The organism is Actinomadura keratinilytica, from assembly GCF_039539665.1.
Classification (GTDB): Bacteria; Actinomycetota; Actinomycetes; order Streptosporangiales; family Streptosporangiaceae; genus Spirillospora; species Spirillospora keratinilytica.
The window spans coordinates 33,410-46,329 of record NZ_BAABDO010000003.1 but is presented as its reverse complement, the minus strand read 5'-3'; the positions used below and the strand labels follow the sequence as shown (position 1 = coordinate 46,329).

Sequence of the window (12,920 nt, the reverse complement as noted above, 5' to 3'; positions counted from 1 at the left end):
GACGATCCGATTTCCCTCCAACACCGCTGGTGAGCCCGATCAACAAGGAAATGTGGCGAGAGTATTGACCTACGTCACACCCCGGCCTACGGTCGTCTGCCATACAAGCTGCGAGGAAGGGAGCCTCTATGCAGCCACGGACGGACACCGCGCCGCACGGCAGACCGGGCGCGGTGTTCTGGATCTCGCTGGCGGTCTCCGCCGTCTTCGTCGGGTGGGGTGTGGCCGCCCCCGACACGCAGATGGACGCCATGAGCGCGGCGCTGAACGCCATCACCCGCAACTTCGGCTGGCTCTACCTGACCGTGCCGCTGGTACTGCTGGTGGCGCTGCTGATCCTGGCCTTCAGCAGGTACGGCCGCATCCGGCTGGGCGCCGACGACGAGCGCCCCGAGTTCCGCACCCACTCCTGGCTCGCCATGATCCTGTCCGCCGTCATGGGCATCGGGCTGGTGTCGTACGGCGTCGCCGAGCCGATCTCCCACTTCGGGACCCCGCCGCACCAGCTCGCCGGGCCGGGCACCCCCGAAGCGGCCGTGGTGGCGCTGCAGTACTCCTACTACGACTGGGGCGTGCACGCCTGGGCCATCTTCGCGGTGTTCGGGCTGGCCATCGCCTACTCGACGTACCGCAAGCGGCGCGGCGGGCTGGTCAGCTCGCTGTTCACACCGCTGCTGGGCGACCGGGTCAACGGCCCCGTCGGCAAGTCCATCGACATCTTCGCCGTCTTCGCGACGCTGTTCGGCACCACCACCTCGCTGGGGCTCGGCGCCCTGCAGATCGACAACGGGCTGGGCCGGCTGCTGGGCACCCCGTCCGGGACGGCGACCCAGATCGTCATCATCGTCGTCACCACGGTGCTGTTCACCGCGTCGGCGGTGTCGGGCGTGGGCCGCGGCATCCGGTTCCTCAGCGAGTCCAACCTCGTGCTGGCCGTGGCGCTGTTCCTCTTCGTGCTGTTCACCGGGGCCACGGCCTTCGTCATCAACCTGTTCCTGGAGTCCGTCGGCCGCTACGTCAACGACTTTCTGGCGATGAGCCTGCGCGGGCCGACGTTCGGCGACCTGGCCTGGATGCAGGGCTGGACCTACTTCATGATGGCGTGGTGGATCGCCTGGGGCGCCTTCGTCGGCGTCTTCCTGGCCCGCATCTCCCGGGGCCGGACGGTCCGGCAGTTCGTGCTGGCCGTGCTCGGCGTGCCCAGCCTGGCGTTCTTCGCCTGGTTCGCGGTGTTCGGCGGTTCGGCGATCGAGCTCGACATGCGGCACGGCGGCAACGTCGCCGAGGCCACCGCCGCCGACATCAACAGCGCGTTCTTCACCCTGCTCGAGGCGTTCCCGCTGCCCGCCCTCACCTCGGCGGTCGTCGTCCTGCTCGCGGTGCTGTTCTTCATCTCCGGGGCGGACGCCAACACCTTCGTGCTCGGCATGCTGACCTCGCGCGGCAGCCTGCGCCCCCGCCGCCCGGTACTGGTCGTCTGGGGTGCGGTCACCGGGGCGCTCGCGGTCATCCTGCTGCTGGCGGGCGGGCTGGAGGCGCTGCAGCAGACGGTCATCGTCTCCTCGGCGCCGTTCATCCTCATCATCGGCGGGCTGCTGGTGTCGCTGTGGAAGGACATCAAGGACGATCCGGCCGCCATCGCGCCGCAGGTGCCCGCCGTGCCGGCGCCGCGGGCGGAACCGGTTCTGGTGACCGAGACGGTGGAGAAGGGAGCGCGGTCGTGACCACCGGAGACGAGCTGAAGCGCAAGGTCCGCGACATCTGGCACGCGGCCTGGGACCTGGGGGAGGTGGCGGCGCTGGACGATCTGCTCGCCCCCGACTACCGCCGCTACGGCCGGACGTCGCCGGACGGGCAGACCCGGGAGGAGCTCAAGGCGTCCATCACCGCCTGCCGCCGCGCCTTCCCCGACCTGACCACGGTCATCGACGACATCGTGGGGGAGCCCGGCAGACTGGCCGTCCGATGGCACAGCGGCGGCACGCACACCGGGTCGATGCTCGGCGTGCCGCCCACCGGCCGGACGGTGGCGGTGTCCGGCGCGACCTTCGCGCGAGTGGTGGACGGTCTCATCGTCACCGAGCACGTCACCTGGGATCCCCGGGAACTGCTGGAGGCGCTCGGCATCATCACCGTCGGCGCGGGAACCCCGGCCGGCGCACGGACCATGGAGGAGGTGTGAACGCGGTGCTCACCGCCGTCGACCAGGAGCTGATCCGCAACGTGCACCGGAGGTTCGTCTCCGGGGTCACCATCGTCACCACCTGCCACGAGGGCGTCCCCCGCGGCCTGGCGGTCAACGCCTTCGCCAGCATCTCGCTGGACCCGCCGCTGATCCTGGTCTGCGTGCAGAAGACGTCCTCGACCTACCCGTCGCTGTTCGCCGAGCAGTACTTCGCCGTCAACATCCTCAGCCGCGATCAGCAGGCCCTGGTGCGCAAGTTCGCCACCAAGGACCCCGACAAGTTCGCCGGCGTGGCATGGCACCCGGGCGCGACGGGCGCCCCGGTCCTCGACGGGGTCAGCGCCCACCTGGAAGCGGAGATCACCGAACGGCTCCAGGCCAGCACGCACACCGCCTTCATCGGCAGGGTGGTCGAGGCCGGGTACTCCGACCGTCCGCCCATGGTCTACAGCGCGGGCCGCTTCTACGACGGCGGGCTTCTCCACGAACTCGCCTGACCCGCGAGCCCGCCCGCCCGCTCCCTCGCCTCCGCCGAGCGACCCCCGGCGGAGGCGAGTGCCGTGCCTTGGCGGATTCGCGTTGCGCGGCCCGGTCGGTGGCGTCGTCCGACACCCGGCGGACGTATTGGTTCCGGCCCGCGCGCCGGCAGTTGGGATGAGCGGCGGCGCGCGGGCCGGGGTCAGGGGGCGGGGCGTGTCTCGGTGAGGGTGCGGAAGGCCGTCAGCAGGACGTGCGCCAGGTTGTAGACGATCAGCCCCGGCGGGGCCGCGGCGGCCTGGGGCGGCGCGTTGACGATCGTCATCACCGGGGTGCCGGACTCCGCGGCGGCGGCGCGGACCCGGGCGATGCCCTCCTGGACGGCCGGTTCGGCGGCGCCGCCGGTCAGGCCCATCGCCACCGACAGGTCGGCGGGACCGACCATGATCGCGTCGACGCCGTCGACGGCGAGGATGGCGGAGGCGTTGTCGCAGGCCCGGGGGGTCTCGGCCATGACCACCACGAGCGTGCGGTCCGCGGTGTCCCGCAGGTGGCCGGGGATGCTCGCCGCCCCGAACCGGCCCGCCCGGCTGTAGGTGGCGAAACCCCGTTCGCCGAGCGGCGGGTAGTGCGCGGCGGCGACGGCGCGGCGGGCGTCCTCCGGGGTGTCCACGTGCGGGACGATGATGCCCGCCGCGCCGAGGTCGAGCACCCGCAGGACGAGACCGGGGTCGTCCTGCCCCACCCGGACCAGCACGGGCAGGCCGTGCGCCTGCGCCGCGGTCAGATGGTGCTGCAGCGCGACCAGGTCGGCCGGGCCGTGCTCGCAGTCGATCACCACGTAGTCCAGCCCGGCGACCCCGGCGAGTTCGACGAGGAACTCGCCGGGCATCCGCAGCAGGCCGCCGACCAGGGTCTCCCCGGCGCGCACCCGCCGTTTCACCGCGCCACCATTCCCGCGGACAGGTCGATGTCGGCCGCGCACAGGCCCGGCATCGACAGCATCGCCAGCAGCGCGGCCGCGACCTCCTCCTCGGTGACCATGCGGCCCAGCGCCGAGCGGGACACGAACGCCCGCTCGGCCTCCTCGTAGGACGTGCCGGTGCGCTCGGCCTCCAACCGGAAGTTGCGCTCCATCCGCGGGCCTGCGACCGGGCCGGGGGACAGCGAGTTGACGTGCACGCCCGCCGGTCCGACCTCGGTGGCCAGCGTGGTCGTCAACCCGATCACCGCCATCTTGGACGCGCAGTACGGGGTGCGCGCGGTGAGCGGGCGCTTGCCGCTGACCGACGCCACGTTCACCACGTCGCCCGCGCCCCGCTCCACCATTGGCGGCAGGAACGCCCGGCACATCAGGTAGACGCCGCGGACGTTGACGTCGAAGACCGCGTCCCACTCGGCGGGCTCGATCTCGGTCAGCGGCTTGACCGGCCCCGGCACGCCGGCGTTGTTGACCAGGATGGAGATCTCCTCGTCGGCCAGCTCGGCGGCCAGGGCCGCGACGTCGCGCGGGTCGGACACGTCGCAGGCGGCGGCCCGGCCCGGCGTCGCCAGCCCGGCCACGGCCGCCTCCGTCTTGGCCCGGTTCCGGCCCACCGCGATCACCCGGGCGCCGGCGCCGGCCAGGGCCCGGACCATCGCCAGGCCGAGGCCGTTGCCGCCGCCGGTCACCAGTGCGGTGCGCCCGGCGACCCGGTGCGCGGTCACGCGTACGCCTCGTCGCGCCACGGCAGGGACGCGTCGCCGAACCGGGCGGCGCGCACGTCGCCGGAGCGGGCGTGCCCCTCGAACAGCTCGACCCGCGAGGCGCGGCCGCACACCTCGCCGAGCCGGGCGCTCGCCGCCGGGTCGGTGACCTCCTGGTAGGTGACGGTCTTGAGGTACTTGCCGACCCACAGCCCGCCGGTGTACCGGGCCGCGCCGCGCGTCGGCAGCACGTGGTTGGTGCCGATGACCTTGTCGCCGTACGACACGCAGGTGCCCTCGCCGAGGAACAGCGCGCCGTAGTCGCGCATCGATTCCAGCGCCCGCCGGGGCTCGGCGGTGAGCACCTCGACGTGCTCGGCGGCGTAGCCGTCGGCGACCGCGAACGCCTCCTCCACCGAGTCCACGACGACCACCTCGCCGTGGTCGCGCCAGGCGGGCTCGGCGAAGTCGCGGGTCGGCATGCCCGGCAGCAGCCGCTCGACGTGTTCGATGACCTCCCGGCCGAGGTCGGCGGAGGTGGTGACCAGGATCGCGGGGGAGTCGGGGCCGTGCTCGGCCTGCGACAGCAGGTCCACCGCCACGGTGAACGGGTCGGCGGTCTCGTCGGCGATCACCAGGATCTCGGTGGGCCCGGCGAACAGGTCGATGCCGACCTCGCCGAACAGCTGCCGCTTGGCCTCGGCGACGTAGGCGTTGCCCGGCCCGGCGATCATGTTGACCCGGCCGATCGTCTCGGTGCCGACCGCCAGCGCCGCCACCGCCTGCACCCCGCCGAGCAGGTAGATCTCGTCCGCCCCGGCCAGGTGCATCGCGGCGATCGTGGCGGCCGGGACCTCGCCGCGGATCGGCGGCGTGCACGCGCTCACCCGCGGCACCCCGGCGACCTTGGCGGTCACGATCGTCATGTGCGCCGACGCCGTCAGCGGGTAGCGGCCGCCCGGCACGTACGCACCGGCCGCGGCGACGGGGATGTGCCGCTGCCCGAGCCGCACGCCCGGCAGCGTCTCGGCCTCGAAGTCGGTCAGCGAGTCGCGCTGCAGCCGCGCGAACCCGCGGACCTGCTCCTGCACGAACGTGATGTCCTCGATCACCTGGGCCGGGACGCCCGCGATGATCCGCTCGACCTCCTCGGGGGCGAGCCGGAACGACTCCGGCGACCAGTTGTCGAAGCGCTCGGAGTACTCGCGGACGGCGGCGTCGCCGCGTTCCCGCACGTCGGCGATGATCGCTTCGACGCGTTCGCGGACCTGGCCGAGGTCGTGCGCGACTTGTTCCTTGGGGACGGGCTTCTTCAGGATCTGGGGCACCGGTCGGCTCTCCTTCGTCGTCAGTTCTCGTTCAGCCACTCGTTCAGCAGGCCCGCCAGCACGCGCGGGCGTTCGATCGGCAGCAGGTGGCCGGCCCCGGGCAGGATGCGCAGCCGTCCCCGCCGGTCCGGCACGGCCTCGGCGATCCGGCGGTGGAAGGCCACCGGGCACAGGGCGTCGTCGCTGCCGCACACCGCCAGCACCCGGCACGATGCGGACGCCAGCACGCCGAACGCGTCGGTGCGGGTCGCCTGCGCCGCCAGCTGCGCGCGGAAGGTGTCCGGGCCGATGCGGCGGGCCATGCCCCAGAACCGGTCGTCGTGGCCGGGCTCGGCGAACATCGTCGGCAGGATGTCGTCGCGGACGACCGTCTCGAACCCGCCGGCGGCGGTGCGCTCGGCCATGGACCGCCAGCCGGCGAGCTGCCGCGGGGTCGGCGCGGCCGCGTTGGTGGAGATCGCGCAGAACGCCGTCACGCGCTCGGGGGCCAGGCGCAGCACCTCGAACCCGACGATCGCGCCGAGGCTCAGGCCGATCAGCGTGAACGGCCCGTCCACCGCGGCGAGCACCTGCTCGGCCATGCCGGTGACGCTCGGTGCGGTGATCTCGGCGTGCACGGCGTCCGGCAGCTCCACGCCGGACCACAGGTCCGCGTCGCAGAGCATGCCGGGCACCAGGACGGTCGGCGTCATCGCCGCGGCACCAGCGCGGCGGGGGCCAGGTAGCCGCCGTGGTCGAGGGCGACGCCCGCGTCGGCGGCCTGCCTGACGACCTCCTCGTCCCACTCCAGGCGGACGCGGCCCTCACCGCCGGTCACCACGACCGCGGAAGCCTCGGCGTCGCCGACGTTGCGGACGGTGCGCCACGCCCCCTCGGGGATCGACAGCATGTCCCACGGGCCGAGCCGCACCGACAGCTCCTCGCCGGGACCGTTCAGCGTGACCTCCCACTCGCCGTCCTTGACGATCAGCACCTGGGACCGGCCGTGCCGGTGCCGTGACACCCCCTGCCCGGGCAGCGCCCGCAGCCACGCGATCGAGTGGCCGTGCGGGTTGCCGATCAGCGGTTCCTGGAAGCGGTCCTCGGTGATGCCGTAACCCACCACCGCCGCGAGCCTGGCACCGCCGCCGGGCAGCGTGGAGTCGAGGAACGGCGCGTCGCTCCACACCAGGTCGTCGGGGGTGGCCACGCGCCCCCGCATCTCCTCGGCGCTGTAGGTGCGCAACGCGGCGATCTGCTCCGCCGTGATCGGCCGGACCAGCTGCGACTCGTCCGGAAGCGGGTCGCCGGCGACCGTGTCGACCAGTTCGCCCGCCGCCGTCAGGTACAGGCCGTGCTTCTCGGCCTCCTTCAGCACCGAGGGCGCCCAGATGATGCCGCCGGTGTCGTCCTCGCCGAGCGTGGTGAACAGCCAGCCGTCATCGGAACCCACGTTGGTGAAGCCGCGGAACACCCAGGTGGGGATCGAGGCGATGTCGCCCTCGCGCATCACCAGCTCCCCGTCCACCCCGTCGGTGCCCCAGCGCACCAGGAACTCGCCCCGGAAGCACAGGAACACCTCGGCGGTGAAGTGCAGGTGCATGCTGTTGGTCACGCCGTTGGGCATGGCGGCGGCACCGACGTTGAAGCCGTGCGGCTCGCGGAGGTTGATCACCTGGCCGGGGCTCTGGCTGACCCCCGGGCCGATCATCGCGTAGTTCTCCTTGCGGTCCGAACCGGGCGTCCGGCAGTCGATGAACGCCTGGTCGCAGGAGACGAAGTCGCTTCGCCGGATGGTGCGCCGGGCCAGCTCGGCCTGCTCCACCCGGACCGTGGGGATAGTGTTCATACGTATGCACAATACGGCAGTGTTACATCGGTCTGTCAACGAGGGCGTCGGTCTTCGCCTGGGAGCGGCCGTGAAAGACGTATGCTTACGTCGGTACGGCACAACATGTGGAGGCAGACCGGTGGGCATCACCAGCCGAGACGTCGCCCGCCTGGCGGGGGTCTCACAGCCCACCGTGTCGCGGGCGCTGCGGGGCGACCCGCGGATCTCCGCCGAGACGCGCCGCAAGGTCAAAGAGGCCGCCGAGGCGCTGAACTACGTCCCGAGCGAGGCCGGGCGCAGCCTGTCCACCCGCTCGACCAAGCGCGTCGGCGTGCTGGTCACCGACCTGACCAACCCGTTCTATCCGCATCTGGTCGCGCCCCTGCACGACGAGCTGGAGCGCCTGGGCTACCGGATGATGCTGTTCACCGAGCGGTCCGACGAGGTGATCGCCTCCGAACGGCTGCTGGACCGCTCGATCGACGGTGTGGTGCTCACCACTCCGACCCTCGACTCCGGCCTGCCCGCCGAACTGCACCGACGCCGGCTGCCGTTCGTCTACCTCAACCGGGAGAGCGGCACGCCCGCCGACGCCGCCGTGGTCGACAACCGGCACGGCGCCGGGCTGGTGGCCCGCGAGCTGGCCCGGCTCGGCCACGCCCGCGTCGCCGGGATCTTCGGCCCGGACGACACCAGCACCGGACGCGACCGCGAATACGGTTTCCGGCTGGCGCTCGCCGAGGTCGGCGTCGGGCTGCCGGAGGAGCGGGTGCGCCGCGGCCCGTTCGAGTACACCACCGGCCGCGACGCCCTGGCCGAGCTGCTGACCCTCGACCCCCGCCCCACCGCCGTCTTCTGCGGCAACGACGTGATCGCGCTGGGCGCCCTGGACGCGGCGCTGCAGGCCGGCGTCCGCGTCCCCGACGAGCTGACCGTGATCGGCTTCGACGACATCCCGATGGCGTCCTGGACCGCGTTCCAGCTCACCACCGTCCGCCACGACCTGCACGGCATGGCCCGCGCCGCCGCCCGCCTCCTGGTCGCCCGCATCACCAGCCCCGACGCCGACCTGGAACGCGTCGTCTACACCCCCGAGTTGATCCTCCGCCGCACCCACGCCCCCGCCCCCTCCTGAGAGCCCCGCCCCGGGCCCCGCCGCCCACACCGGCGGGGCCGTCGTCCTTGGTCGCTCCGGTCGCTGCACTGAGCGCGCCGGACGGTGAGCACCTGCTCCAAGGTTCGCGAGGACCGCAGGAACAGGCGTCCGCGAGGCGCCGCTCCGGGGCACACGGGGGTGCCTTCCCGTCAGGCGGGGACGTCGCTCTCTGGGGTCCCCGTTCATGTCGGCGGTGCCGCAGCTCTCGGCCCCGCTGAGTAGGGCGGGCGCTTCTGCGGTTCCGTCGCGCTGCTTCGAGCTGTGTCGGCCTGGACGTGTGCCTTGGTCATCAAGCCTGCTCCGGTGTCATCGTCCGGTCCCCGTTCACGTTGGCGGCGCTGTCGTGGTCTTTGGGCTGCCTGGTCGTGGGCGTGCTGGACGGCGAGCGCACCTGCCTCCAGGGGTTTGCGGGCTCTCTGGGTCCTGAGTCTTCCGGGAACAGGTGTCTGCGGGGTGCCGCTTCGGTTTCGGCGGTGTTTCCCGTCAGGCGGGAGTGTCGCCCTGCGGCCCGTGGAGCGCGGTTCGGTGGGCGTTCCGGGAGCGCTGGTCAGGGGGGCTCGTGGAATCGGGGCTTTGGCCGAGGTCTTCGGGGGCGGGTGTTCATGCGGCCCCGTCATGTCGCACCGGTATCGGCGGCTTCCGGTCAGGGCGGGGCGGGGCAGGCTGCCCCGGTATCAGCCTTGCCGCGTCCTCGGTCGGGCTTGCTTCGCTGTTCAGCTCTTCCGGGGCGGCGCGGGCGGGCGCGGTGGGCGGGGCAGGAGGTGGTCGTGAGGGATGGTGGGGCGGCTGGGTTTTCGGCCTGCGCAGGCCCGGGTTCGAGGTGTGGAGACGGCGCGCATACGGGTTCCGGCTTGTGTCCCGGTTGTCCGGTTCGCCCCTCGGCTAGGCGTGCATACGGATATTCGCACGGCGTGGATCGGGCATGCCGGGTGGCGCCTAGGGTGGGGATGAACAGGCCAAAAGTCGGGATCTTGAGGAAGAAAGTCCCTGGTGACGCCTTGATCCCCGGTTGTGAATACGCATACACTGCCGGACACCTCAGCCCCCCGCGCGATCCCCGCCGCAAAGGAGACCGCAGTGAAGCCGAACAGATGGAACGCGCCATGACCGCGGCCACGGCCGAGCAGCCGACGCGCCCCGAGAGGGTCCGGCGGGCCTCGGCCAAGGGAACCCGGCGATCAGGCCGGCGCCGCTGGCGCGACCTGGCGGTGCCCTACGCGCACCTGGCCCCCGCACTGATCGCGATCGTGCTCACCACGGTGTACCCGCTGGTGTCGGCGCTGGTGACCAGCTTCCGGCACTGGCGGCTGAACGAGACGCGCACGCCCGGGCGTTTCGTCGGTTTCGATCAGTACGTCCGGGCCTTCCAGGACGGGACCTTCTTCAACAGCGTCTGGGTGACGGCCTGGTTCACGCTGCTGTCGGTGACGCTGTCGGTCGGGCTCGGCCTGGCGATCGCACTGATCCTCAACCGCCGCGGCCCGCTCACCGCGCTCACCAAGGCGCTGCTCATCCTGCCGTTCGCGGTGGCCCCGGCGCTGAAGGGCTTCTCGTGGCGGTTCATGCTCAACCCCGACCACGGCGTGTACGACAAGATGATCGGCGCGGTGCTGCCGTTCACCGCCGACGTGAACTGGCTCGGTGAGCCGTTCTGGGCGCAGGTCGTGGTGGTGCTCACCGAGGTGTGGGGCTGGGCCCCGCTCATCGCGCTGATGCTGCTCGGCGGGCTCGGCTCGATCCCGCCGGAGGTGCACGAGGCGGCACGGGTGGACGGCTGCGGGGCGTGGCAGCGGTTCCGCTACGTGACCTGGCCGCTGCTGCGACCGCTGCTGCTGATCGTGATCTTCCTCAAGGCGGTGTTCTCGCTCAAGCTGTTCGACCAGGTCGTCACGATCACCGGCGGCGGTCCCGGGCGGGCCACCGAGACCCTCAACTTCTACGCCTACGCGCAGGGGTTCACGTTCCTCGACATCGGCTACGCCTCGGCGATCTCCTGGATCCTCGTCGTGGCCCTGGGCGTGCTCGCCGCGCTGTACCTGTTCTTCATGGCCCGGCAGGAGGCGAAATGAAGCCCGGCCGCATCCTCGGTCGCGCGTGTCACGTGGCGGCGACCCTGGCGATCCTGTTCTTCGTCCTGTTCCCGATCCTCTGGCTGGCGATCACCGCGTTCCGTCCCGAGAAGGACGCGTTCTCCACCTCGCCGTTCTTCTCGCCGACGCTGGAGAACTTCCGCGGCATCATCGGCGGTGAGAACGACCTGGTCGCGGCGACCGCCAACAGCGTGATCGTCGGCGTGGCGACCACGGTGATCGCGATCCCGATGGCGCTGCTGGCGTCCTACGCGTTCTCCCGGCACCGCTTCCCCGGGCACCGGTCGATGCTGCTGGCGATGGTCGCCACGCAGTTCATCCCGGGGGTGGCGATCGCGCTGCCGTTCCTGACGCTCTTCCGCGACCTGGGCCTGCTGGACACCCGGACCGCCCTGGTGGTGGTGAACCTGTCCATCGTGGTCCCGTACATCACCTGGCTGCTCAAGGGGTTCGTGGACGGGCTGCCGCTGGAGATCGAGGAGGCGGCGCGGCTGGACGGCTGCGGGCAGATCCGGCTGCTGTGGCGGGTGGTCACCCCGCTGGCGGCCCCCGGGATCTTCGTCTGCGCGGTGTTCTCGTTCCTGCTGTCGTGGAACGAGTTCCTGTTCCCGACCTTCTTGGCCAAGGAGGAGGCGACCACGCTGCCGGTCGGGCTGATGACGCTGGTGCGTCCGGAAGGCGTGGCGTGGGGCCAGATGGCCGCCGCCGGGCTGATGGTGATGGGCCCGATGCTGGTGCTGTCGCTGTTCGTCCGCAAGCACTTCGCCCAGGGCATGACGATGGGAGCGATCAAATGAGGCTGGCCCTGCTGCGGCGGCGCGCGACGCGGCCCGTCGCCCTCGCCCTGGCCGGTGTGCTGCTCGCCGGCGGCTGCGCCACGGCGCAGGACGACCACGACCTGACCGAGGTCGTCCGGACCGGCGCCGTGGACGACCTGGGGCTGCTCACCGGCAAGCCGTACGGCGGGCAGAAGATCAGGCTGCTGATCTGCTGCAACACCACCGCGCAGTTCCTCGGGCTGCGGGAGCGCACCGGCAAGGAGTTCACCCCGCGCACCGGGATCGAGGTCGAGTGGGCCAACATCCCCTACGAGTCGTTCCTGCAGAAGATCGTCGCCGAGAGCGCGCTCGGCACCGGCACCTACGACCTGGTCGCCTGGACCGACGCGTTCGGCGCGTCCGTCCGCGCCGGGGTGCAGCCCCTCGACGGCGTGATGAAGCGGTCCGGGATGAACCTCGACGACTACCCGCCGCCGTTCCGCGAGGCCGCGACCGCAGGCGACCCGAAGGGCACCGTCTACGGCATCCCGTTCCGCGGCTTCGCCTACGCCTTCTACTACCGCAAGGACACCTACGACAAGCTCGGCCTGAAACCGCCGGAGACGTGGGACGAGTACCTCTCCCAGCTGGACAGGCTGAAGAAGAGCGACTCGCGGCACCCGCTCGCCGGACAGTACGGGCGGGGCAGCGGCCAGAACCTGTTCACCTGGCTGTCGATGCTGTGGAGCAACGGCGGCGACGTGTTCGACAAGGACGGCCGCGTCGCCTTCAACAGGCCCGAGGGCATCGAGGCCACCGAGAAGTACATCTCCATCGTCCGCAAGCAGTACAGCCCGCCGGCGTCGACCAACTGGACCGAGACCGAGGCCACGCAGTCGATGGAGCAGGGCAACGCCAACACCGTCCTCACCTGGACCTGGCAGTACGACGACTTCACCGACCCGCAGAAGGTCAAGCCGGACGTGGCGCAGAACGTGCTGCCCGCGCAGCTTCCGGGGATGCCGGGCAAGGCGCGCGTGTCCTACGGGATGACCTGGCTGATGGGCGTGCTGCGCAGCTCCGAGAAGCAGGGCGCGGCCTGGGAGTACCTCAAGTGGCTCACCAACCCCAAGACCGAACGCGACGTCGCGCTCGACAAGTCCGACCCCGCGAAGGCCACCGGCGTCGCCGTCCACGTGTCGAACATGCTGGACGAGGAGGTCAACAGGGTCAACGGCGGCGTCCCCAAGCTGCAGGAGGCGGCGCTGCGCAACGGCCGCATCATCCCCACCTCGATCGACTGGCCGCAGATCCAGGACGCCCTGGAGGTCGCGATCAACAAGATGGCGCACGGCGCGGACGTGCGCACCGAGCTGAACGCGGCGGCCAAGCGCATCCGGCAGATCAGCGAGGGTGAAGGGAACTGACCG

General features: G+C 71.6%; 12 protein-coding genes. 7 read left to right on the top strand and 5 right to left on the bottom strand.

What is annotated here, in order from left to right; translation table 11 throughout:
• Positions 1–128 precede the first annotated feature (128 nt).
• Genes ABD879_RS01695 through ABD879_RS01685 form a run of 3 tightly spaced genes read left to right on the top strand, consistent with a single transcriptional unit; the run spans position 129 to position 2,682 of the window.
• Positions 129–1,724 (top strand): BCCT family transporter, encoded by a 1,596-nt coding sequence (locus tag ABD879_RS01695; RefSeq protein WP_345016679.1) that lies wholly within the window; start codon positions 129–131, stop codon positions 1,722–1,724.
• Positions 1,721–2,182 carry an ester cyclase gene (locus tag ABD879_RS01690; RefSeq protein WP_345016677.1) on the top strand — a complete coding sequence of 154 codons (462 nt, stop codon included), beginning with the start codon at positions 1,721–1,723 and terminating at the stop codon, positions 2,180–2,182. The genes ABD879_RS01695 and ABD879_RS01690 overlap by 4 nt, the downstream gene beginning before the upstream one ends.
• Positions 2,179–2,682: a flavin reductase family protein gene (locus ABD879_RS01685; protein ID WP_345016675.1), complete on the top strand. Its 504-nt coding sequence runs from the start codon at positions 2,179–2,181 to the stop codon at positions 2,680–2,682. The genes ABD879_RS01690 and ABD879_RS01685 overlap by 4 nt, the downstream gene beginning before the upstream one ends.
• A 182-nt stretch (positions 2,683–2,864) precedes the next feature.
• Here ABD879_RS01685 and ABD879_RS01680 read toward each other — a convergent pair whose 3' ends face one another.
• Genes ABD879_RS01680 through ABD879_RS01660 form a run of 5 tightly spaced genes read right to left on the bottom strand, consistent with a single transcriptional unit; the run spans position 2,865 to position 7,504 of the window.
• Entirely contained in the window at positions 2,865–3,605 is a 741-nt protein-coding gene (locus ABD879_RS01680; protein WP_345016673.1) for an HpcH/HpaI aldolase family protein, read from the bottom strand.
• Entirely contained in the window at positions 3,602–4,369 is a 768-nt protein-coding gene (locus ABD879_RS01675) for an SDR family NAD(P)-dependent oxidoreductase (protein ID WP_345016672.1), read from the bottom strand. The genes ABD879_RS01680 and ABD879_RS01675 overlap by 4 nt, the downstream gene beginning before the upstream one ends.
• Complete coding sequence (gene hisD / locus ABD879_RS01670) at positions 4,366–5,676, bottom strand: histidinol dehydrogenase (protein WP_345016671.1); 1,311 nt, start codon at positions 5,674–5,676, stop codon at positions 4,366–4,368. Before hisD ends, ABD879_RS01675 begins: the two co-directional genes overlap by 4 nt.
• Positions 5,677–5,696: 20 nt before the next feature.
• Positions 5,697–6,368 (bottom strand): alpha/beta fold hydrolase, encoded by a 672-nt coding sequence (locus ABD879_RS01665; protein WP_345016670.1) that lies wholly within the window; start codon positions 6,366–6,368, stop codon positions 5,697–5,699.
• On the bottom strand, positions 6,365–7,504 hold the full coding sequence (locus ABD879_RS01660) for a cupin domain-containing protein (protein ID WP_345016669.1): 1,140 nt from the start codon (positions 7,502–7,504) through the stop codon (positions 6,365–6,367). Before ABD879_RS01660 ends, ABD879_RS01665 begins: the two co-directional genes overlap by 4 nt.
• Before the next feature lie 121 nt (positions 7,505–7,625).
• Between ABD879_RS01660 and ABD879_RS01655 the strand changes: the two genes are divergently transcribed.
• The 4 genes from ABD879_RS01655 (at position 7,626) to ABD879_RS01640 (ending at position 12,917) form a co-directional block, all read left to right on the top strand.
• Complete coding sequence (locus ABD879_RS01655) at positions 7,626–8,621, top strand: LacI family DNA-binding transcriptional regulator (RefSeq protein WP_345016667.1); 996 nt, start codon at positions 7,626–7,628, stop codon at positions 8,619–8,621.
• Between the two features lie 1,124 nt (positions 8,622–9,745).
• Positions 9,746–10,711, top strand: coding sequence for a carbohydrate ABC transporter permease (locus ABD879_RS01650; RefSeq protein ID WP_345016665.1), 966 nt, complete (start codon positions 9,746–9,748; stop codon positions 10,709–10,711).
• A 32-nt stretch (positions 10,712–10,743) separates the two neighbouring features.
• Positions 10,744–11,529: a carbohydrate ABC transporter permease gene (locus ABD879_RS01645; protein WP_345016664.1), complete on the top strand. Its 786-nt coding sequence runs from the start codon at positions 10,744–10,746 to the stop codon at positions 11,527–11,529.
• The gene (locus ABD879_RS01640; protein WP_345016663.1) at positions 11,526–12,917 is read left to right on the top strand and encodes an ABC transporter substrate-binding protein; all 1,392 of its coding nucleotides are present in this window, start codon (positions 11,526–11,528) and stop codon (positions 12,915–12,917) included. Before ABD879_RS01645 ends, ABD879_RS01640 begins: the two co-directional genes overlap by 4 nt.
• Positions 12,918–12,920 lie beyond the last annotated feature (3 nt).

Coding starts and splice junctions, on each gene's coding strand:
- ABD879_RS01695 (WP_345016679.1), top strand. CDS start 129: ATGCAGCCACGGACGGACACCGCGCCGCACGGCAGACCGGGCGCGGTG.
- ABD879_RS01665 (WP_345016670.1), bottom strand. CDS start 6,368: ATGACGCCGACCGTCCTGGTGCCCGGCATGCTCTGCGACGCGGACCTG.
- ABD879_RS01660 (WP_345016669.1), bottom strand. CDS start 7,504: ATGAACACTATCCCCACGGTCCGGGTGGAGCAGGCCGAGCTGGCCCGG.
- ABD879_RS01650 (WP_345016665.1), top strand. CDS start 9,746: ATGACCGCGGCCACGGCCGAGCAGCCGACGCGCCCCGAGAGGGTCCGG.
- ABD879_RS01640 (WP_345016663.1), top strand. CDS start 11,526: ATGAGGCTGGCCCTGCTGCGGCGGCGCGCGACGCGGCCCGTCGCCCTC.